Source organism: Yoonia sp. JB2-21 (assembly GCF_055693545.1).
The window spans coordinates 840,651-861,024 of sequence record NZ_JBVFUC010000001.1; the positions used below are offsets into that span (position 1 = coordinate 840,651).

20 protein-coding genes are annotated in these 20,374 nt (G+C 56.1%); 7 read left to right on the forward strand and 13 right to left on the reverse strand.

The annotated features are described in order from the left end of the window. Positions 1–7: 7 nt before the first annotated feature. Genes hisD through ACZ1G5_RS04230 form a run of 4 tightly spaced genes read right to left on the reverse strand, consistent with a single transcriptional unit; the run spans position 8 to position 4,362 of the window. Positions 8–1,318, reverse strand: a complete 1,311-nt coding sequence (gene hisD / locus ACZ1G5_RS04215) for a histidinol dehydrogenase (RefSeq protein WP_472731662.1) — start codon at positions 1,316–1,318, stop codon at positions 8–10. Positions 1,319–1,321: 3 nt separating this feature from the next. Further along, the gene (locus ACZ1G5_RS04220; RefSeq protein ID WP_472731663.1) at positions 1,322–1,813 is read right to left on the reverse strand and encodes an ester cyclase; all 492 of its coding nucleotides are present in this window, start codon (positions 1,811–1,813) and stop codon (positions 1,322–1,324) included. Next, entirely contained in the window at positions 1,810–3,312 is a 1,503-nt protein-coding gene (locus ACZ1G5_RS04225) for a GMC family oxidoreductase (RefSeq protein ID WP_472731664.1), read from the reverse strand. The genes ACZ1G5_RS04220 and ACZ1G5_RS04225 overlap by 4 nt, the downstream gene beginning before the upstream one ends. 3 nt (positions 3,313–3,315) lie before the next feature. Continuing rightward, positions 3,316–4,362, reverse strand: a complete 1,047-nt coding sequence (locus ACZ1G5_RS04230; protein WP_472731665.1) for an ABC transporter ATP-binding protein — start codon at positions 4,360–4,362, stop codon at positions 3,316–3,318. Positions 4,363–4,535: 173 nt separating this feature from the next. Between ACZ1G5_RS04230 and ACZ1G5_RS04235 the strand changes: the two genes are divergently transcribed. The 6 genes from ACZ1G5_RS04235 to ACZ1G5_RS04260 all read left to right on the forward strand — a co-directional run bounded on the left by ACZ1G5_RS04235 (position 4,536) and on the right by ACZ1G5_RS04260 (position 11,167). After that, complete coding sequence (locus tag ACZ1G5_RS04235) at positions 4,536–5,576, forward strand: glycosyltransferase family 2 protein (RefSeq protein WP_472731666.1); 1,041 nt, start codon at positions 4,536–4,538, stop codon at positions 5,574–5,576. A 180-nt stretch (positions 5,577–5,756) separates the two neighbouring features. Then, on the forward strand, positions 5,757–6,986 hold the full coding sequence (locus tag ACZ1G5_RS04240; protein WP_472731667.1) for an ABC transporter substrate-binding protein: 1,230 nt from the start codon (positions 5,757–5,759) through the stop codon (positions 6,984–6,986). Positions 6,987–7,043: 57 nt separating this feature from the next. Then, on the forward strand, positions 7,044–8,069 hold the full coding sequence (locus ACZ1G5_RS04245; protein ID WP_472731668.1) for a carbohydrate ABC transporter permease: 1,026 nt from the start codon (positions 7,044–7,046) through the stop codon (positions 8,067–8,069). 4 nt (positions 8,070–8,073) lie between these two features. Continuing rightward, entirely contained in the window at positions 8,074–8,952 is an 879-nt protein-coding gene (locus tag ACZ1G5_RS04250; protein ID WP_472731669.1) for a carbohydrate ABC transporter permease, read from the forward strand. A 4-nt stretch (positions 8,953–8,956) separates the two neighbouring features. After that, the gene (locus ACZ1G5_RS04255; protein ID WP_472731670.1) at positions 8,957–9,946 is read left to right on the forward strand and encodes a nuclear transport factor 2 family protein; all 990 of its coding nucleotides are present in this window, start codon (positions 8,957–8,959) and stop codon (positions 9,944–9,946) included. 150 nt (positions 9,947–10,096) lie between these two features. Next, a complete protein-coding gene (locus ACZ1G5_RS04260) occupies positions 10,097–11,167 on the forward strand; it encodes a Hint domain-containing protein (RefSeq protein WP_472731671.1) in 1,071 nt (356 codons plus the stop codon). A gap of 18 nt (positions 11,168–11,185) precedes the next feature. On the opposite strand, the gene ACZ1G5_RS04265 is transcribed toward ACZ1G5_RS04260, so the two are convergent. The 9 genes from ACZ1G5_RS04265 to coxB all read right to left on the reverse strand — a co-directional run bounded on the left by ACZ1G5_RS04265 (position 11,186) and on the right by coxB (position 18,682). Beyond that, positions 11,186–11,770 carry a GNAT family N-acetyltransferase gene (locus ACZ1G5_RS04265; RefSeq protein WP_472731672.1) on the reverse strand — a complete coding sequence of 195 codons (585 nt, stop codon included), beginning with the start codon at positions 11,768–11,770 and terminating at the stop codon, positions 11,186–11,188. Further along, the gene (locus ACZ1G5_RS04270) at positions 11,770–13,038 is read right to left on the reverse strand and encodes a M16 family metallopeptidase (protein ID WP_472731673.1); all 1,269 of its coding nucleotides are present in this window, start codon (positions 13,036–13,038) and stop codon (positions 11,770–11,772) included. The genes ACZ1G5_RS04265 and ACZ1G5_RS04270 overlap by 1 nt, the downstream gene beginning before the upstream one ends. Next, positions 13,035–14,420: a threonine synthase gene (gene thrC / locus ACZ1G5_RS04275; RefSeq protein WP_472731674.1), complete on the reverse strand. Its 1,386-nt coding sequence runs from the start codon at positions 14,418–14,420 to the stop codon at positions 13,035–13,037. The genes ACZ1G5_RS04270 and thrC overlap by 4 nt, the downstream gene beginning before the upstream one ends. Further along, positions 14,420–15,103 carry an SURF1 family protein gene (locus tag ACZ1G5_RS04280; protein ID WP_472731675.1) on the reverse strand — a complete coding sequence of 228 codons (684 nt, stop codon included), beginning with the start codon at positions 15,101–15,103 and terminating at the stop codon, positions 14,420–14,422. Before ACZ1G5_RS04280 ends, thrC begins: the two co-directional genes overlap by 1 nt. Before the next feature lie 91 nt (positions 15,104–15,194). Further along, positions 15,195–15,995: a cytochrome c oxidase subunit 3 gene (locus ACZ1G5_RS04285; protein WP_472731676.1), complete on the reverse strand. Its 801-nt coding sequence runs from the start codon at positions 15,993–15,995 to the stop codon at positions 15,195–15,197. A gap of 29 nt (positions 15,996–16,024) precedes the next feature. Then, on the reverse strand, positions 16,025–16,636 hold the full coding sequence (locus ACZ1G5_RS04290) for a cytochrome c oxidase assembly protein (RefSeq protein ID WP_472731677.1): 612 nt from the start codon (positions 16,634–16,636) through the stop codon (positions 16,025–16,027). Then, the gene (locus tag ACZ1G5_RS04295) at positions 16,633–16,836 is read right to left on the reverse strand and encodes a hypothetical protein (RefSeq protein ID WP_472731678.1); all 204 of its coding nucleotides are present in this window, start codon (positions 16,834–16,836) and stop codon (positions 16,633–16,635) included. Before ACZ1G5_RS04295 ends, ACZ1G5_RS04290 begins: the two co-directional genes overlap by 4 nt. Next, the gene (gene cyoE / locus ACZ1G5_RS04300; protein ID WP_472731679.1) at positions 16,836–17,768 is read right to left on the reverse strand and encodes a heme o synthase; all 933 of its coding nucleotides are present in this window, start codon (positions 17,766–17,768) and stop codon (positions 16,836–16,838) included. Before cyoE ends, ACZ1G5_RS04295 begins: the two co-directional genes overlap by 1 nt. Before the next feature lie 89 nt (positions 17,769–17,857). Further along, a complete protein-coding gene (gene coxB / locus ACZ1G5_RS04305) occupies positions 17,858–18,682 on the reverse strand; it encodes a cytochrome c oxidase subunit II (protein WP_472731680.1) in 825 nt (274 codons plus the stop codon). A gap of 183 nt (positions 18,683–18,865) precedes the next feature. Between coxB and tldD the strand changes: the two genes are divergently transcribed. Beyond that, on the forward strand, positions 18,866–20,287 hold the full coding sequence (gene tldD, locus ACZ1G5_RS04310; RefSeq protein WP_472731681.1) for a metalloprotease TldD: 1,422 nt from the start codon (positions 18,866–18,868) through the stop codon (positions 20,285–20,287). Positions 20,288–20,374: the final 87 nt, after the last annotated feature.

Sequence of the window (20,374 nt, forward strand, 5' to 3'; positions counted from 1 at the left end):
GTTTGGGTCATTCTGCGGCGGTACCGTAGGCCACGTTCTTGCCGCCGTATCGCCGCACACGGATGTTGCATTGTTCAGCGTGACCGACAAACCCTTCCAGCATGCACAGGCGCGAGCCATATTCGCCGACCAGCGTGGCCGCCTCATCGGTAAGCACCTTTTGGTAGCTGTGCGTCTTCAGGAACTTGCCGACCCAAAGCCCACCTGTGTAGCGTCCCGCTTTTTTGGTCGGCAACGTGTGGTTGGTGCCGATGACTTTATCACCGTTAGCGACATTTGTCCGCGGCCCAAGGAAAAGCGCGCCATAGCATGTCATGTTGTCCAAGAACCAATCGTCCCGATCGGTCATGACTTGCACGTGCTCAGAGGCGATATCGTCTGCGACGGCCAGCATCTCATCGTAGGTATCGCAAAGGATGACCTCACCATAGTCTTCCCATGAGGTCCGAGCGGTGTCGGCTGTGGGCAGGATGTCGAGGATACGGTCAATTTCCACAAGCGTTTCTTTGGCCAACTTTTCGGAGTTCGTCAGCAGAACGGCGGGAGAGTTGTAACCATGTTCGGCCTGGCCCAGCAGGTCCGTCGCGCACAGCTCGGCATCTACAGTGTCATCCGCGATAACCATTGTTTCGGTTGGGCCAGCAAAGAGGTCGATGCCGACGCGTCCGAAAAGCTGTCGCTTGGCTTCGGCAACGAAGGCGTTGCCGGGTCCTACAATCATATGGACCGGTTCAACGGTTTGCGTGCCCAGCGCCATCGCCCCCACGGCCTGCATCCCCCCCAAAACGTAGATTTCATGCGCGCCGCCCATGTGCATGGCCGCCACAATCGCCGGATGCGGTTCACCATTTTGCGGCGGAGCAGAGGCAACGATCCGCGGCACGCCCGCAACCGATGCGGTCAGCACAGACATATGTGCAGAAGCGACCATCGGGAATTTTCCGCCGGGGACGTAGCAGCCTACTGATTGCACGGGAATATTCTTGTGGCCAAGGATCACGCCCGGCATCGTTTCAACCTCCACATCGGTCATGGATGCACGCTGCGCCTGCGCGAAGTTGCGGATCTGATCCTGAGCGAATTTGATATCGTCCATATCGCGGGCCGAGACCTTTGACATGGCTGCCTCAATCTCGGACTGGCTCAGCCGAAAGCTGGGGGGTGAATATTTGTCAAACTTTTCAGACAGTTCACGCACAGCAGTATCGCCGCGTTTTGCGATGTCGCCCAGCGTGGTTTCAACGATATTGCGTACTTTAGCATCGTCCTCAGCGCGTTCTGCTTCGGGTTTTCCTGATTTGAGATATGTTATCGCCATCGTTCAATACCCTTCCGGTTTCGGCGGTTCTTCTTCGCCATTGTCGTATTTTTCCCACCCCTCGCCGCCGAAAACATCAACGCCGAGTTGCATCATCACCGATGCGAAATCGACAGAGACTGGATTGTCGGCGATGCGCCCATCTTTGACCCGCCAAAAATCCATATAGGGGATCTTGACGCGCTTACCGGTCGCCGGAATGCCCATGAAGGTGCCCGTATGTGTCCCTTCGATATGGCCAAAACACGCGGCCCATTCGCCATCGGCCATGAACTGTTCGGTTTTATAATCGCGATCAGTAAAGGCCGCACGCAGCGGCCACTGCCAATTACGCTGGAAGGCATGCACGCCGTTCTTGGTTCCACAGCCCTGATTGCCACGCCAGACGAAGTCTTCGGTGAAGTACTTCAGCATGTCCATTTCGTTATTGGCAAGACCGACTTCCATCGCTTTGACAGCATCAAGTGAGGCTTGTGATTTTGCGTCGCGCGTCATGCTGCGTCCTTTGCGATGATTTGCCCGGCACGATGACCAATCATCATCGACGGGGCGTTTGTGTTCGCCGATGTGATATGCGGCATGACAGAGGCGTCAGCCACCCAGAGGTTTTGCAACCCCCGCACCGCAAGGCGCGGGGTAACAGGCGCGTCGTCTGTGCCCATCCGCAGGGTGCCTACGGGGTGATAGGCGGTGCCGCAATGCGCTTTGACGTAGGTGCGCAGTTCTTCGTCAGTTTGACACTGAGCGCCGGGATGTGCCTCTGTTCCGGGGATGCCGGCTTCTTTCAAAAGCACGCGCAGACGCCTGAGACCGGCAACCATGAGATCAAGATCATCGGGGTCAGACAAGAGGTTAAAATCAATGCTGACACCTGCGTCCGTTAGCCGCAGCGCCCCACGCGACTTTGGACGGCAGACGCAAACGTCAGCAAAGTAGCCTGCTCCTCTCGCATAACGGTGCCCCTTCCAATTCAGAAAGAAGGGGATGAAATGGGTTTGCACATCAGGGGTTCTCTTGTCGCCAAACGCATTGAAGAATAGGCCCCCTTCGACGGTCGGCGAAGCCAGTCTGCCTTTGCGACGCAGCACATAGTCAAATGGGGCCATCAACCAGCTTACCGCCTGACCGACCGTCAGACCGTAGCCCGCATGCCGTCCTTCAAAGTGCAGCCCCGCGCCGGGGTGATCATGCAGATTTGCGCCTACGTCCGGGGCATCCAACACCAGATCAATGTTTTGCGCGGCAAGATCAGCCGCAGGACCAACACCAGATTGCAGCAATATTGTGGGAGATCCGATAGACCCCGCCGACAGTATAATCCCGCGTTTGGCATGCACTTTGCCGCCACCATTAAAGATGACAGTACGCGCGGTTTGCCCATCAAACCCGATCCGCTGCACATTTTTGCCAGTAATCACAGTCACGCCTTTGGCCAGCGCCGGTCGCAAAAAGGCGTCTGCGGCCGACCATCGCCGGTTGCGCCGCATGTTAAAGTGAAAGACACCGCCACTTTGGCGTTCCGGTGTCGGGCTGTCTTGCGTGTTGGCGCCAAAAAGCCGACCCAGTTTGGTCACCGACGGGTGCGGGCTGTCGAACACAGATGGCGTCAGCTTGGCTTCGATGGCTTCAAATGCAGGTTCCACCTCAGTCCAAGACCACCCGGGCACATTCCAGTTGTCGAAGTCATCAGCCCTACCCCGAAACCAAACCATCGAGTTGATTGACCCCGATCCGCCCAGAATCTTGCCGCGCGGGATTGCAATCTGACGTCCGCCCAATGACGTTTGCGGGGCTGACTTGAAACGCCAGTCACGGCGCGATCCCATCAACCAGATCAACGCAAATGGCATTTTGACAAAAGGGTGCGCATCAGAAGGGCCAGCTTCGACCACCGCGACTGATCCGACGCCAGCATCGGCCAATCCCGCTGCAACGGCGCAGCCAGCAGAGCCTGCGCCAATCACAACAAAATCATATGTTGCGCTATCGGGCATGCTTCAGAGGCGCTCGCCTGTTTTATGGTCAAACAGGTGACAGATGTCGGCAGGAATGCTGGCGTGGACTGCTTCGTCGATCTCTGCGCGGTATTCCTTGCCGGATTTCACCGAAACGATGGTGTTACCCACACGCATGGTCACCATCGTGGCCTCGCCTAACAGCTCAAGCGAATAGACGGATGAGTTTATTTCGCCATCACCCTCGGACACGCTGGCATCTTCCGCACGGAAACCCAATGTGACAGGACCTGTATGGGTATCTGGCAGTCCGCTGATCGATATGTTTTTTGCAGTGAAGGTCCCATTCGCTATGTCGCCTTCCACAAGGTTCATGGCAGGCGAGCCGATGAAACCTGCAACAAATGTGTTGGCAGGATTATCGTAGATTTCGGTTGGGGTGCCGACCTGCTGCACAACACCTTTGCTCATGACAACAACACGGTCAGCAAGCGTCATGGCCTCGATCTGGTCGTGGGTCACATAGATGGTCGTAACCTTGAGTTCATGGCTTAGGTTCTTGATCTGGGCACGGGTCGAGACGCGCAACTTGGCATCAAGGTTGGACAGTGGCTCGTCCATCAAAAAGACATTCGGTTCGCGCACGATTGCACGCGCCAAGGCGACACGCTGACGCTGGCCGCCGGACAGTTCAGCAGGTTTGCGGTGCAAGAACTCATCCAGCTCAACCATCGCAGACGCGCGCATCACACGTTCATCATGCTCGGACTGGGGCACGCCGCGCACTTTTAAGGGAAAGCGGATGTTGTCGTAGACATTGAGGTTGGGGTAGAGCGCGTAGCTTTGGAACACCATCGCAACATCGCGGTCCTTAGGTTCGAGGTCATTGATCCGCACACCATCGACCAGAATATCACCGTCGGTCGCGTCTTCCAGCCCGGCAATCATGCGCATTGTTGTTGTCTTGCCGCAGCCGGACGGCCCCAACAAGACCAAGAACTCCTGATCTGCGATCGTCAGATCAAAACTCTCGACACCAACGAAAGACCCCCACCGCTTGGATACATTGCGTAGCTGAATTTCGGCCATGTGGCACCTCTTGCATACGTTTGCAAAAACACTGGAGCGATTCCGAAAATCTGGCAAGTCCAAATCGTGCCTCGCCAGATCTAACTCCGCGCAAGAATGCCGCGCTTGTAAGGATTGCGTCCCTGACGACAGTCAGCATACCATGCGGAAATGCACAATTAATGGGGCCAAGTATGGACGTTTCTGTTGCTGTTGTTCCACGCGAAAGATTTCGCCCTCTTCCTAAATCGCTACGGTCTCTTTTTGCGACCATTCCAAAGGATATTCCGGTTTTTGTGGTGGAGGGTGGCGCACCTGCGCATATCCGCGATGCTGTCCGGCAAATCAGGGCTGAGCGTGACTTTGACCTGATCGAAACCGATGGATTCGTCCTGCCTAATGCAGCACGCAACATCGCGCTTGAAAGGATCAAAACCAAGTATGTCGTATTTTGCGACAATGACATGGAATATTCGCCCGAATGGCTTGCGCATTTGGTTGAGAACGCCGAAGCCAATGACGCGGGTGCTGTCGCTCCCACCACGTTGATCGGTCCGTCAGACCCTACCCTAGTCCATCACGCTGGCGGCCGGTTCATTCGCTATCCAGATTCCAATGGTCAGCCCCTGTTGCGCAGTACGCATGAGTTAATGAACACCCCGCTAAAGGATGCTGTGACCACGGACTACGCACAGGCGCCAAAAGACATTAAGAATTTTGAGTATCACTGCGTTCTGGTGAACACACAAGCGATGCGCGATATTGGCGGTCACGATGAACGCATGACAACGTCAGAGCATCTCGATACATCACTGCGCCTGTTGGCGGCGGGGCATAAGATTACATATGCGCCGTATTCGCATGTCATGTACCGCGCCTTTGATCGCTTCAAAGCTGAGGATTGGCCCTACTTCCATTTCCGTTGGGCGCTGCATCGTGACTTTGCTTCGTGCAAAATTTTTGCTGAAAACTGGGGACTCAGTACCGAAAACGTCCTGCGCGAGAAGTGCTTTGCAGTGAACCATGCCCGCCGCGCAATACGCGCATCTGGCGTCAAAATGCCCAAATGGTTGCCAAAGAGCTCAATCTTGGGGCGCGCTGTTCAGGCCCGCAAAACAGCAATCGCGATGAAACTGGACGGCAATTTGCCCGATCCGGCCAACCCGCATGTTCCGCCTCCCCCGCCAGAAGGTGGGCTGGATCTGGCCGATATCGCGTGGAACGAGCAGCCCTAGACCTTACGCCCGGACCGTCGCCGCACCCCCCATTATTTGCCGATACCTGATCAAAGCACCTTGCGTCAAAAGGGTGTTTGGCGGTTAACTTGCAAACGTATGCAAAGCGAACCCGATTCGCGTTGAACGAAATGCCGGGACACACTGGCACCAAAGAACAACTGGGAGGTTCTTATCAAAATGAAAATCTGGAAAACTGCTATGCTGGGCACCGCTGTTGCAGCACTGACTGCAACCGGCGCGATCGCCTGCGAAGCTGATGGTCGCGTCAGCATCATCGGTAACGAATTCCCCGCCATTCAAACGGTCGCCGCCGCTGCTGGTGCCTGCGCGGGTATTGAATTTACATCCAACCTGACCGCCGATCACCAGACATTGAATGTGGCCGGCATGACCGGGAACCCGGCAGAATATACGACGGCCATCGTCGCCAACTCATCCATTGTCGCTTTGATTAACGAAGACGTCATCCAGCCGCTTGATGCGCTTGTGGCCGAATATGGTCAGGACATCTCTCCGTCACAGCTGATCACTGTCGATGGCAAGATCATGGCTGTCGCCTTTATGGCCAACGCGCAGCACCTTGTTTATCGTGCTGATGTGCTTGAGCAGGTCGGTCTGGATGTGCCGACATCTTATGAGGACGTTCTTGCTGCCGCAGAGGCAATCCGCGCCGCCGGCATCATGGAAAACCCTGTTGGTGGCGCCTATGCCGCTGGCTGGAACCTCGCCCAAGAATTCACCAATATGTATATCGGAACCGGCGGCGCATTCTTTAAGCCCGGAACGGCCGAAGTCAGCATTAACAACGCACAAGGTGTTGAAGCGCTGGAAATGATGAAGGCCCTATCAGAGTATATGAACCCCGACTACCTGACCCATGACAGCAATGCGACATCCGCTGAATGGGAAGCAGGCAACGTGGCCTTGATGAACATGTGGGGCAGCCGGACCGGTGTTCTGATGGATGACGAGGGTGCCGCACCAGAGGTCTATGAAAATACAGCCGTATCTGGCCCGCTGATGGTTGGTGACAGCGGCGTACCGGCAACGACCCTATGGTGGGACGGTTGGACCGTTGCCAAGAACATCAGCGATCAAGATGCAGCCGCGACATTCCAGGCAATGGCCGCGGGTGTATCACCTACGATCCTGAATGACGAAACAATGAGCCAAGCGGTTTGGTTGATGGAAGGCTACCAGCCTGAAGCTGTCAACGAGGGTGTTCTGGCATCGGTCGCTGCAGGGTCAACGCCCTATCCGATGATCCCATTCCAAGGCCTGCTGCACACTGCTTTGGGTGACAATATCGCCGACTTCTTGCAGGGCAATGAAAGCGCCGAGCAAACATTGGCCGATATCGAAGCGGCTTACACAGCTGCCGCGACTGAAAAAGGCTTCCTCCAATAAGGAAACCGTTGGGAAGGCGCACCGCGCCTTCCCATTCTACGATCTGGGGCAAAGCACATGAAACATTCGTCATTCTTCTGGTTTGTCCTGCCTTCCTCGCTCATGATGTTGCTTTTCATCGCTTTTCCGATTGTGTCGGTGGTGACCCAATCGCTGTATCAAGAGCATGAACAAGTCATTATTCAGGTCGAAAACTGCGGCCCCTTTGGCTGCACCCAATCCACAGCCGTCGATATCGAAGCGACCGAAGCTTTGCGTGAAGCGGAACCGCTTGGCCAATGGGCCGGGCTGGATATCTACAAAGACCGCAACCACCTTGCCTTTGCCGAAGTGCGCGAGGCATGGGCCAGCCGCGTCAGCACCGGTGATTTCTTCAGTTCGCTGATGAACCTGACCTTCTATCGCGCCCTTGCCTTTACCTTGACCTACACAGCGGTCGTTACCCCCCTGACCATCATCTTTGGATTTCTGATCGCCATCGGGGTGAATGCCGTGGCGCAAGCGATGCGTGGTCCGACCATTTTTCTTTCGCTTTTACCAATGATCGTCACTCCGATCGTCGGTGCGCTGGTCCTGTTTTGGATGGTCGACGCACGCGGTGTTCTTGGTGCGGCACTCCAATGGTTGGCTGATGACCCGGGGCTATCGGTCAAAGCTTCGACCCCGCTGATGTGGATCATGCTGATGGTCTACGGCATTTGGTCGTCCGCCCCTTTCGCCTTCATTGTCTATTATGCGGGCCTGCAAACAGTGAACACGGACACGCTGGAAGCGGCGATGATTGATGGTGCCACCCGATGGCAGCGTATCCGCTATGTGGTGATCCCCCATCTGGTGCCGCTGACCACCTTTATCGCGTTGATCCAGCTGATGGACAACTTCCGCGTCTTTGAACCCATCGTCAGTTTCAGCGCGCAGGCCCATGCAAGGTCGCTATCTTTTGCGATCTTCAATGATCTGGGGGGCGAGACACGTTTGTTGTCGTCTGCCGCGGCCACCTCCGTATTGACCATCATCGGCGTCGCAATTCTGTTGTCACCGGTTCTTGTGCGCACGTGGCGCGACTTTGGAAAGGCGCGGTAGTCTGATGTCAAAAGCAACGCGCCTTCCCCCAACAACAAAAATCGTTGCCTACGGTTTTCTTGGCCTCTGGCTCATCATGGCCGCCTTCCCCTTCATCTGGACCCTCTGGGGGTCATTCAAAGTTGAAGGTGATTTCTTTTCCAAGGCAGACTGGGCCAATTCAATTTTTGGCACGCTCACCGTCATTGAGACCGGCGCCAGCTTTACCGGCCAGGGTTTCTATGGAGCTTGGGTGCAAGAGGAGTTTTGGCGCGCGGCACTGAACACAGTGATTGTCTGCGTTTGCGTGGTCACGATCTCGCTGACCTGCGGGACTTTGGGGGGTTATGCCCTGTCCCGCTCGACCTATCGCTATGCATTCTGGTTTTTGCTGTTTGCGCTGATGTTCCGCGCGATGCCGCCGCTGACGCTGGTGTCAGGCTACCTGTTGCCCTTCTTTGAATGGAACCTTTGGGGGCACCTGAGCACGACGATTATTGTGCTGGTTGCGATCAACCAGCCATTCACCCTGTGGATGCTGCATGCGTTTTTCAAGAACATCCCCAAAGATCTGGACGAAAGTGCAATGGTCGACGGCTGCACCCGCTTTCAGGCCTTCCGCCATGTGATCATTCCGGTGATGTGGCCGGGTGTGATTACGACCGGTTTGTTCAGCTTCCTGCTGGCTTACAATGACTTTGCGGTCACGACCATGTTGCTGAGCAAAGAGAACCAGACAATGGTGCCCAAGCTGGTGAGCTTCCTTGGCACGACCCAGACCAAGGGTAATGTGATGTTTGCCGTGGCGGCGGTTGTGTCGGTGACAGCGCCCCTGTTCGTGATGATCATTTTTTTCCAAAAGCAGATCGTTTCTGGTCTGACTGCGGGCGCAGTGAAAGGCTAAACCCATGAGCTATCAAGCGGAAAAAGCGCTGGTGCGCGCCCATTATGATGCGCTGGCCAAGGCAACGCCGCAGACAGTTGCTAGCGTACTGGCAGAGCGAACGAGTGACGATTGGCACTGGCGCGGAATGCATCCGTTTTATGAACAACACGGGGCGGCGGCGGTTGCCGAAAGCTTTTGGGCCCCGTTTCTGACCGCCATGACCAAGGTCCAGCGCCGGCAAGACATCTTTATTGCCGGCCACAATGAGATCGACAATTTTCAATCGGTTTGGGTGATCTCGATGGGTCATCTGATGGGACTGTTTGACCGGCCCCTTCTGGGTATCAAACCGAACCGCCGTATCGCGATGCTGCGCTATGCCGAATTCAACAAAGTTGTGGACGGCAAGATCGTGGAAACGGCACTGTTCTGTGATTTGATCCACCTGATGAACCAGGCGGGCCAATACCCCCTGCCCCCACAAACAGGCATGCATCTGGTTCAGCCGGGGCCCGCGACCCATGAGGGGTTGTTGTTCCAAGACGCTGATCCCGCCGACGGGCAAAAGACCCTCGCCACCATCAATGCGATGATCGGTGACATCAACACACATCACAAATACGGCTCACCCCAGGAAGAACTGGCACGGTGTTGGCATGATGACATGCTGTGGTGGGGACCCGATGGGATCGGGGCGACCTATACGATTGATCGCTACGTCGAACAGCACCAGCGGCCATTTCGAACGCAGATCAAGGATCGCGTGTACAACGGGCATGTCTGCCGGTTGGCCGAAGGGAACTTTGGCGGCTTTTTCGGTTGGGCCAATCTGACCGTGACCAATGCGGGCGGTTATTTGGGCCTACCGGCGGGCACACCAGCCGATATGCGCGTCGTCGATATATATCGACGCTGTGGCGACAAACTTGCTGAGAACTGGGTTTTTATCGACATCCTTCATTTTCTTGCGATGCAAGGCGTCGATATTCTGAGCCGAAACCGGGACATATAATGCCGACCTGAGTGTGACCACCGTCAGAAAGATGACCAACATCCTCCAATTTTCCCCTACAACTGCCGTATTGGATAGCTAGATATACCTATGTTAATGATCTACAGACATAATAACCTGCGGGTCGGGAACCAAACGAGGTAAGAGTAGTTGGCTGAGTATTCCTATATTGGCTATGCGATTGACGCGATCGACTTTACCGGTACGTTCAGCGGCACAGTTGCTGTGTCCGGGACATACAACGCCGTCACAAGCCGTGTTGTCATTGACGTAGACGACGGTGCGGGCGGCAATGTGTTTGGTGGACGCCCTGATGCTGGTGTTATCTTTGATGGTGACCGATTCAACAATGAAAACGGCGATGACGTTACGCAGACAGGTGTCGCGACAAGTTTTGACGGAACGACAAACCTGGGGTCCGGCAATGTCTATCTTGAGCAGTCTTACACGCTGACCAATCCGGCCGACGGCAGCACCATCCAGATGTATCTGGTTGAAATTGATGGCGCGCCAGTTGGTTATATCGTTTCCGAACCGCTTGATCGGGATGTCACGTACAACTGGACAACATCAAACGTCACGCCAACCAATGCGCCAAATACAACCACTCCCGGCGCATTGGATGATGTGCCCTGCTTTGGTGCCGGGACACTGATCGCGACGCCGGATGGCGAACGCGCGGTCGACGATTTGCGGGTTGGTGACCTGGTGAAAACTGCATCGGGCGAGGTTCAGGAAATTCGATGGATTGGGCAACGGACAATCCTGCCCCCATTTGCATCACGTGCGGGGCTTTGGCCCATCCGCATCGAAAAGGGCGCACTTGGGCCCGGACTGCCACACAAGGATCTGATCGTTTCTCCGAACCATCGCATGCTCGTATCGTCGCCCGAGACTGAATTGCTTTTTGGCGAACCCGATGTCTTGGTTGCAGCTAAGTTTCTTGTCGGGGCACCCGGCATTGCGCAGATCACGGACCTTGCCAGCATCACCTATTTCCATCTGTTGTTTGAAAAGCATGAAATCTTGATCTCAAACGGCACCCCAAGCGAAAGCCTTTATCCCGGTGACATGGCATTGGGCAGCATGGCGCATGACGCAAGGGACGAAATCCTGACGATCTTCCCTGAGTTGGACAATGATGAACTAGGTGGCTACGGCCCCCTTGCGGCACCCACGCTGAAACGGCATGAGGCCGCGTTGCTTACTGCATCTGTCTGAATTTAAAGGACTATATGACTAACCGACGTCTGTCTTACCGCGTCGGTCATTACGCAGGTTGGCGTAGAGCACATGATTGCGCCAACGTCCGTTGATTTGCAGATAGCTTTGCGCCACGCCTTCGTATTTGTAGCCGCATTGTTCGAGCAAGCGCCGCGATGCTGTGTTTTCTGGCAAGCATCCTGCCTCGATCCGGCTCAGATCCAGCGCGGTGAATGCATGGTGGACAACAGCCTGTATCGCCTCGCGCATATAGCCTTGGCGTGCAAAAGGTTCGCCGATCCAGTACCCGGTGATACCCGACTGGGACGGACCCCGCTTGATATGGTCAAGCGTAATGGCCCCGACCAAACCATTGTCCGAGCGGCGCACGATGAACAGCGGCAGCGCCGTCCCGTTTGTGATTGATCGCTGCGCCCAATAGACCCGGTTGGTGAAGGCTTTGCGCGAGAGATGATCGGCGGCCCAGGTTGGTTCCCAAGTCTTTAGGAAGGTTTCGCTATCGCTGCGCAGCCCGGCCCATGCGCGAAAATCGCTATGGATCGGCGGGCGCAGCGTCAGCCGTTCTGTTTCAATCCTGACCTTCTTTTTGGCCCCGAGCATTAGGCCGCCAACCGTGCTTTCAGCGCTTCCAGTGATGGTGCCGCATCAGCAGGGCCATAGAGCGCCAGAGCGGTGCCTGCCTGCCCCACCATTTCACTGGCAAAACCTTTGACATCACCTGTGGTCACGTCATCGATATGTGCAATCGTCTCATCAATGCTGGGGATACGTCCCCAGATCGACAACAACCGCGCAAGCCGCTCGGCACGGTTTGACGGGCTTTCCAGCCCCATCAGCAAGCCTGCTTTCATCTGCGATCGGGCGCGAGCGACTTCTGCCGCACTCATGTCGTCGGCTGCGCGCTTCATCTCATCAATGGTGATCGTGGCCAGTTCGCCGATCTGTTCGGCGCTGGTGCCCGCATAGATCGTGGTCAGGCCAGTATCTTCGTAAGCGCCCGCTTGCGCAAAGATAGTGTAGCAAAGACCGCGGTGTTCACGCACCTCTTGAAACAAGCGCGATGACATCCCGCCACCCATCACGTTGGCGTATATTTGCGCGGTATAGATTGCTGGGTCTAGATATGTTGGACCTTCCAGCGCCAGCGCAAAGTGGACCTGTTCCAGATCCTTATTTTCGCGTCTTTCACCCCCGCCAAATGCCGCAGGCTGCATCAGCTCTGGCGCACGTGCAACGGCAGGTAGATGCCCAAAGAGCGCCTCGGCCTGAGCCACAATCGCCTCGTGATCAACGGCACCTGCGGCCGACAGGATCATCTGATTTGGTCCGTAATGTTCTGCGACAAACCCTTGCAGGTCATCCCGGCTGAAGCTGCTGACCCGCTCGGATGGACCAAGGATGGTGCGCCCCAAGGCTTGATCTGGATAGGCCACCTCTTGCAGCCAATCAAAGATAATGTCGTCGGGTGTATCCAACGCCTGACCGATTTCCTGTAGGATCACGCCACGCTCGACCTCGATCTCGGCGGGATCAAAGACAGGGTTCAGCAAAATGTCAGAGATCACGTCAAGGCCAAGGGCCACGTCGTCTTGCAGCACGCGCGCGTAATAGGCTGTCATCTCGCGGCTGGTGTAGGCGTTAATATAGCCGCCCACGTCTTCGATGGTTTCGGCGATCTGCAAGGCGCTGCGGGTTTTCGTCCCTTTGAACGCCATATGCTCAAGGAAGTGTGCAATGCCGTTCTGCTCGATCCGTTCGTGACGACCACCTGCTTGGACCCAGATACCGATAGAGGTTGATTTCAGCCCCGGCATATCCTCGGTGACAATACGAAAGCCGTTGGACAGCGTGTGCAGTTGGATGGTCAATTCTTAATCCGTTCCTTGATGACGGTTTGCAGGTCCGCCAGATCGTTTTTCACGCGTGTGACGCGCTCTGGTCGGTCATACAGGTCTGCCATACGCGGGGGAAGAGGTGCCGCGACACCTGAGGCCGCTTTCACGGCATCGGGGAATTTGGCGGGGTGCGCTGTGGCCAATGTGACCATTGGCGTCGTCCCCAAATGCGCCTCGGCCACGTGAACACCGACCGCAGTATGCGGACAGAGCAGTTCGCCGTGATTGCCAAGGTAGCTCTTGATCGCGGCGTGGGTTTCATCCTCGGACGCGCGCCCTGACTTGAAGGTGCCTTTCAGCATCTGATAGGCGCCTTGGCTTATCTGGAAGCCCCCTTGCTTGAGGTCCGCCATCTGTGCCGCGACCGTCGCGCCGTCGCGGTCGTATGCGTCAAAGAGTGCGCGCTCGAAGTTGGAGCTGACCTGAATATCCATGGACGGGCTGATCGTCGGCTCCACACCTTCTTTGGTGTAGGCACCGGTTTCCAGCGTGCGGTGCAGAATATCGTTGCGGTTGGTCGCGACAACGAGGTCGGAAATGGGCAGGCCCATCTTTTTGGCGATGTAGCCTGCGAAGATATCGCCAAAGTTGCCGGTTGGTACGGTAAAGCTAACCTCGCGGTGCGGTGCACCTAATGATACGGCGGCGGTGAAGTAATACACCACCTGCGCCAACACGCGGCCCCAGTTGATAGAGTTTACGCCCGCCAGTTTCACCTCTTCGCGGAAGGCAAAGTCGTTGAACATGTCTTTGACCGCCGCTTGGCAATCGTCGAAATCCCCATCAACCGCGAGCGCATGCACGTTGCTTTCAGTGGGCGTGGTCATCTGTCGACGCTGCACTTCGGACACGCGGCCATGCGGATACATGATGAAGACATCAACCGCCTTCAACCCCCGGAATGCTTCGATCGCAGCAGAGCCGGTATCGCCTGAAGTTGCCCCAACAATCGTCACCCGGTCGCCGGAACGTGTCAGCGCGGCCTGAAACATCTGCCCGATCAGCTGCATGGCGAAATCTTTGAACGCCAAGGTGGGCCCGTGAAAAAGTTCCAGCAGATAATGGTTGCTGTCGAGTTGGACCAAGGGTGCGCGGGCGGCATGGCCGAAGCCCGCATAGGCTTGGGTGATCAGACCCCGGAATTCATCATCAGTGAATGTGCCCCCGACGAAGGGCCGCATCACGTCAAAAGCCACCTCTTCGTAGGATTTACCTGCCATTGCCGCGATCTGCGCATGGTTCAGGTTTGGCACATCCTCGGGGACATAGAGGCCACCGTCGCGGGCCAACCCCGTCAACATCGCCTCTTCAAAGCTCAGACTGGGGGCAGTGCCACGGGTCGAAATATAGCGCATCAGTTAGAGGCGTCCTTTTGGCGCAGGGTGCGTAGTATCAGATACAAGCTCATAATTGCCCAGACGAGCGCCAGCAAGAACCATGTGATCGCATACTCCAAATGATCATTCTTGATCGTTGCGGTGTTCACGGGCAGTGCGGTCAATCGTGGGTCTGCCGGGGTCGCAGACGTCGTGACCACCATCAGCGGCAACGTATCGAGAACCGCTGCCATATCAGCGACATTGCGGGCAAACCAGATGTTGGCGGTCAGGTCAGGATCTGGCGTGCTGCTGTTTTGATCGTCAGGCCAGAGCAATGTCCCCGTTACGTCCATCGGACGCAGCAACGGGGTTGCGTCTTTGTTATCCGTGGCAAGCAACCCCTGATCAACAAGGATCGGACCAAGACTGGTCTGCATTTTTGAGATGACGCGATAGCCGGTTCCGGCCTCGGTTCCAGAAACAAGGACATGCAACTCGTCACCCGTTGGCATGCCCGCGAAAAAGACGCGCGTATACTCATCCGTCTCTTCCGTCACGTCGAGCGACAGGCGTACAGGATCACCCTGCAAGCGGTTGTCGATATCAGCGAGGATTGTCTCTTTCCACGCGAGCCGTTCAACCTGCCACAGTCCGAGACTGATGAGCACACCGCAGCCGGCCAAACCGAGTGTCAGGGGAAAGAATATTTTACGCAGCATTTTGCGCCTTTAACGGTCAAAACGCGCGAGATTGCCCCGCGCGTTTGGAATTGGGGTGGTGGATCAAGACCCACCTTACGTCACCGGGCGCTTAGATGCCCCAGATATAAACTGCGAAGAACAGGAATAGCCAGACCACATCAACAAAGTGCCAGTACCAGGCCGCAGCCTCGAAGCCGACGTGCTTTTCCGGGGTAAAGTGACCGGCCTTCACACGCAGGTAGCATACAAACAGGAAGATGGTCCCGATCACAACGTGGAAGCCGTGGAAACCTGTGGCCATAAAGAAATTCGAGAAAAACTCATCCCCGCCAAAGGTCCAGTCCTGCCCCAAAAGATAGGCATATTCGTAGGCCTGCAACGCCGTGAAAGCAACGCCGAGTACTACGGCAAGCAACAGGCCGTTGGCCACGTCTTTACGGTTGTTTTCATGCACCAGCGCGTGGTGTGCCCATGTCACCGCCATCCCGGAACACAGCAGGATCAGCGTGTTGATCAGCGGCAGGTGGAAGGCATCAACCTGATAGAACTCAGGCGCGACATAGGTCGTGCCGGCGTATTCTTCCATTGGGTAGATGGCGTGTTTGAAGAACGACCAGAACCAAGCGGCAAAGAACATGACCTCGGACATGATGAACATGATAAAGCCGTAGCGCAGACCGATCCGCACGACCGGCGTGTGATCACCTGCATTGCTTTCGGCAACAACCTCGGCCCACCATGCGAACATGACGTAGAGCACGGCCGCAAAGCCGATCAGGAACATATATGGGCCCGATCCATGCATCCAGATTACGGCGCCGAACAGCATGATAAATGCACCCAATCCGCCCATAAGCGGCCAGATTGATGGTGGCAGAATGTGATAATCGTGGTTTTTCGCGTGCGCCATGTAGTGCGTTCCCTATCGGCTGGTCTGTCTTAATTTTGTATGGCGTCTTGTGACGTCGGTGTCAAAGCTTGCGGCGCGTAAGAGGCTTGGATTTCCTCTTCCGGCAAGTCGATTTCGTAGAAGGTGTAACTGAGCGTGATCGTGTGGACATATTGCCCTTCGCGATCATCCACGATGGCAGGGTCCACAAAAAAGCTGACCGGCATCATCACGGTTTCACCCGGCATCAGCACCTGTTCGGTAAAGCAGAAACAGGCGATCTTGTCGAAAAACGCGCCCGCCTCATAGGGTGTCACGTTGTAGGAGGCCTGCCCCGCGATGGGCACATCCAGCGGATTGTGCGCCTCATAGAACGCCAGACCCGTTTCACCGATCCGGATCTCCATTTCGCGCACTTCGGGTTTGAAGGTCCACGGCATGTCCCGCTCAAGCGAGGCATCGAAGCGTACTTTGATCGTCTGATCAAGGATCACGTCGCTGCCGGTTTCGGCAACATTTGTGGCTCCACCAAAGCCAGTGACCCGGCAAAACCAGTCGTAAAACGGCACGGAAGCCCAAGCCAATGCTGTCATTATCATCACCACGGACACCGTTTGTGCCAATGTCCGCTTGGGCCCTTCCAGGTTCGGGAACAAAGTCATTCGCCGGCCCCTTCTTGCGGAACGATCTGCGGGCGCGCCACATGGTCAAATTTCTCGAACTGGGCCGTGTCGCCGAGTTGCAGAACCTTCACAACAGTCAGGCCAAAAATAATGGCGATGAACCCGGCCAGGATCAGCCCAAGCCCATAGTTGCGTCCTTTGCGCCGCTCATGCAGTTCATGTTCGACTTGCATGTTCATCACCAGCCCCCAATTCCATAAAGGCGCAGTGCAGCTTCGATCAGGAGCGCGCCGAAATGCGCGAAAAGATAATAGAGTGAAACTTTGAATACTTTGATTTCGACCCGGTGCTTGTCTGCTTCGCAATCTGCGTCAGTTCGCCGCCAGATATCGTAGGCCCCTTTGAGGAACCAAACGTTCATCCAAACAGCAATCGCCAGATAAACCGGCCCACCAATAGATGTGAAACCAAGCCCGATCGCGACCGGCACAAGAAGCAACGTGTATATGATCACATGCTTGCGCGTCGCGTCCCGCCCGTGCGTTTCGGTCAACATGGGCACGCCTGCGTTGCCATAGTCGGATTTGACAAACAGCGCCAACGCCCAAAAATGCGGTGGTGTCCACATAAAGATCAGCGCGAACATCAACACGCTTTCGATGCTGACGCTGCCCGTTGCAACCGCCCAACCGATCATTGGGGGAAACGCACCAGCGGCCCCGCCGATGACGATGTTCTGCGGTGTCGCCCGCTTAAGCCACATGGAGTAGATGACCGCGTAAAAGAAGATCGTGAAGGCCAACAGGAATGCGGCCAGCAGGTTTGTGGCCAAGGCCAGCAGGACAATCGCGAACCCTGACAGCGCAAGCCCAATGCCAAGCGCTTCGCCCGGTTCAACCCGCCCCGAAGGGATAGGCCGCCCCGCGGTGCGCTTCATCCGCGCATCAATATCAGCGTCCCACCACATATTCAGCGCACCGGATGCGCCGGCCCCCACTGCGATGCAAAGGATCGCAACGAAGCCGATAAACGGGTGCACAGGGACAGGAGAAACGAGCAGTCCAACCAGGGCGGTGAACACCACGAGCGACATCACACGCGGTTTCAGCAAGGCAAAGTAGTCGCCCATGCCTGCTTCGTAGCGGTGATCTGATGCGCTGATATCGCTCATATCGAACCTTCAAAAGAGGGTGGATTGAAACCCACCTTACGTGATTGAACCGTGGTGTGTGTAAGGTGGGTCTTGATCCACCCCACCCCTTAGGACGTGCCTGTCGCCTCGGCGAGCCATGCGTCATATGTCTCTTGGCTCACGACTTTGACCGTAATCGGCATGTAGGCGTGGTCTTTGCCGCAAAGCTCTGAACACTGACCAAAGTAGATACCTTCCCGCTCTGCCGCGAACCACAGTTCTGCCAGACGACCAGGAACTGCATCTTGCTTGACCCCAAATGCTGGGATCGTCCAGGCATGGATTACGTCAGCGCCCGTGACTTGCATGACCACAGTCGCGCCCACGGGCACAACTACTGCTGTATCTGTCGCAAGCAGGTATTCTTCCTGACTATAGCCATGCTCTTCTAGCTCTTCGCGGGCCAGCATGTAGCTTTCGAACTCAACACCATGGTCGACATATTCGTAACCCCAATACCATTGGTACCCGGTGGCCTTGATCGTAATGTCAGCCTCTGGAATTTCCTGCTGCTTGAACAGCACCGGCAAGGAAAATGCGCCGATAAAGACCAAGATCACAACCGGCACGATGGTCCAAGCCACCTCGAGAGGAGAATTGTGCGTGAAAGTCGCTGGCTCTGGGTTTCTTTTGTGGTTGTAGCGGATCACAACCCACGCCAACAAGCCGGTGACGAACAGCGTGATGATTGTGATAATGACCAAAAGCATGTTGTCCAACCAGACAACATCGCGCGCCAGTTCCGTCGCAGACGGCTGAAAGCCCGTTGCACCGTCAACCGGGGCGCCCACGATATCGAGCTCTTGGGTCACGTCTTGTGCAAAAGCCGCAGATCCTGCCATCACCAAACCGGCTGTTGTCCAAAGTGATGTCGCAATGGTGTTCAAACGCATATCGTACCCTATCTTCGTTGCGCCTTTGGGGCGCGTATCCCTGGCAAACTCCGTTCGGGCTGCGGACGGAATCCCATTGTATTCGCCTGACCGTGTCCCATATCCTGATGAACAACTCAAGAACTGCAATTGCGTCAAACAGACGCTTTCGCCACAAAATTCACCCGGTACGAGGAAAAACTCATGTCCGCAGATCCGTTTCGCCCGTTTGACACCAACCTCGACAAAGAAACTGCCCTTAGATTGCTGCAAGAGGCGACTGCCGGGGCCGATGATGGCGAGTTGTTTTTGGAACGCCGCAAGTCTGAAGTGATTTCCTTTGATGATGGTCGCATCAAGACCGCCAGCTTTGACGCCTCCGAAGGATTCGGATTGCGCGCTGTCAGGGGCGAAACCGCCGGTTATGCCCATTCCACCACGATTGATGAACATGCCTTGAAGCGCGCTGTTGCAACGGCCCGTCTGGCCGTGGGTGATGGTGGCGGGACGATGGCGGACGCCCCTGCTGGCACGAACCGTAAGCTTTACTCGGATGATGATCTGATGTTGCAGGCCACCTTCCCCGCCAAGATTGATCTGCTAAAAGAAATTGATGCCTTTGCCCGCGCGCTTGATCCCCGCGTTGTTCAGGTATCCGCGACCGTCGCTGCGTCTCATCAAGAAGTGCTGATCCTGCGTCCCGAAGGTACACTTGTGACTGATACCCGCCCAATGTCCCGCCTGAATATCAGCGTGATTGTCGAAGAAAACGGCCAGCGGGAAAGTGGCAGCATGGGTGGTGGTGGTCGTGCAGGGCTGATTGGCTTGATTGGTCGTGATCACTGGGAAGCTGTCGCCAGCGAGGCCTTGCGCATCGCTTTGGTTAATCTGGATGCGGAACCTGCCCCGGCGGGCGTCATGGACGTCGTGCTTGGCCCTGGCTGGCCGGGGATTTTGCTGCATGAAGCGATTGGTCACGGACTTGAGGGTGATTTTAACCGCAAGGGATCAAGCGCATTTGCGGGGCTAATGGGCCAGCAGATTGCCGCTAAGGGTGTGACTGTGCTGGATGATGGCACGATCCCGGATCGCCGTGGATCAATCACCGTGGATGACGAAGGCACGCCCAGCGCCAAGAATACACTGATCGAGGATGGTGTGTTGGTGGGCTATATGCAGGACCGTCAAAATGCGCGCCTGATGGGGGTAGCCCCCACCGGCAACGGACGCCGCGAAAGCTTTGCCCATGCGCCGATGCCGCGCATGACCAATACTTATATGTTGGCTGGTGATAGCGCCCCCGAAAGCCTGGTTGCTGACCTTAAGGATGGGATTTACGCGGTCGGCTTTGGTGGCGGTCAGGTCGATATCACCAACGGGAAATTCGTGTTTAGCTGCACCGAAGCCTACCGCGTAAAAGACGGCGTTGTCGGTGCGCCGGTGAAGGGGGCAACACTGATCGGGGATGGTGCAACCGCCCTGAAACAGATCAGAGGGATCGGGAACGATCTGGCCCTTGACCCCGGGATCGGCAATTGCGGCAAGGCGGGGCAATGGGTGCCCGTGGGCGTAGGTCAGCCCAGCCTGATGATTGGCGGTCTGACTGTGGGTGGGGCTGCGGCTTAGCGGTTTCGCGATTCTCTTGGGCTGTTTGCTTGACCGATGTGCGCCGTTTTTGCAGGCGGTTTCGCGAGTTAACCGTATCTTGCCGAA

Excerpts from the sequence above, each read along its gene's own strand:
- hisD (WP_472731662.1), bottom strand. The coding sequence starts at position 1,318 with ATGGCGATAACATATCTCAAATCAGGAAAACCCGAAGCAGAACGCGCT.
- ACZ1G5_RS04220 (WP_472731663.1), bottom strand. The coding sequence starts at position 1,813 with ATGACGCGCGACGCAAAATCACAAGCCTCACTTGATGCTGTCAAAGCG.
- ACZ1G5_RS04225 (WP_472731664.1), bottom strand. The coding sequence starts at position 3,312 with ATGCCCGATAGCGCAACATATGATTTTGTTGTGATTGGCGCAGGCTCT.
- ACZ1G5_RS04230 (WP_472731665.1), bottom strand. The coding sequence starts at position 4,362 with ATGGCCGAAATTCAGCTACGCAATGTATCCAAGCGGTGGGGGTCTTTC.
- ACZ1G5_RS04235 (WP_472731666.1), top strand. The coding sequence starts at position 4,536 with ATGGACGTTTCTGTTGCTGTTGTTCCACGCGAAAGATTTCGCCCTCTT.
- ACZ1G5_RS04240 (WP_472731667.1), top strand. The coding sequence starts at position 5,757 with ATGAAAATCTGGAAAACTGCTATGCTGGGCACCGCTGTTGCAGCACTG.
- ACZ1G5_RS04245 (WP_472731668.1), top strand. The coding sequence starts at position 7,044 with ATGAAACATTCGTCATTCTTCTGGTTTGTCCTGCCTTCCTCGCTCATG.
- ACZ1G5_RS04250 (WP_472731669.1), top strand. The coding sequence starts at position 8,074 with ATGTCAAAAGCAACGCGCCTTCCCCCAACAACAAAAATCGTTGCCTAC.
- ACZ1G5_RS04255 (WP_472731670.1), top strand. The coding sequence starts at position 8,957 with ATGAGCTATCAAGCGGAAAAAGCGCTGGTGCGCGCCCATTATGATGCG.
- ACZ1G5_RS04265 (WP_472731672.1), bottom strand. The coding sequence starts at position 11,770 with ATGCTCGGGGCCAAAAAGAAGGTCAGGATTGAAACAGAACGGCTGACG.
- thrC (WP_472731674.1), bottom strand. The coding sequence starts at position 14,420 with ATGCGCTATATTTCGACCCGTGGCACTGCCCCCAGTCTGAGCTTTGAA.
- ACZ1G5_RS04280 (WP_472731675.1), bottom strand. The coding sequence starts at position 15,103 with ATGCTGCGTAAAATATTCTTTCCCCTGACACTCGGTTTGGCCGGCTGC.
- ACZ1G5_RS04285 (WP_472731676.1), bottom strand. The coding sequence starts at position 15,995 with ATGGCGCACGCGAAAAACCACGATTATCACATTCTGCCACCATCAATC.
- ACZ1G5_RS04290 (WP_472731677.1), bottom strand. The coding sequence starts at position 16,636 with ATGACTTTGTTCCCGAACCTGGAAGGGCCCAAGCGGACATTGGCACAA.
- ACZ1G5_RS04295 (WP_472731678.1), bottom strand. The coding sequence starts at position 16,836 with ATGAACATGCAAGTCGAACATGAACTGCATGAGCGGCGCAAAGGACGC.
- cyoE (WP_472731679.1), bottom strand. The coding sequence starts at position 17,768 with ATGAGCGATATCAGCGCATCAGATCACCGCTACGAAGCAGGCATGGGC.
- coxB (WP_472731680.1), bottom strand. The coding sequence starts at position 18,682 with ATGCGTTTGAACACCATTGCGACATCACTTTGGACAACAGCCGGTTTG.
- tldD (WP_472731681.1), top strand. The coding sequence starts at position 18,866 with ATGTCCGCAGATCCGTTTCGCCCGTTTGACACCAACCTCGACAAAGAA.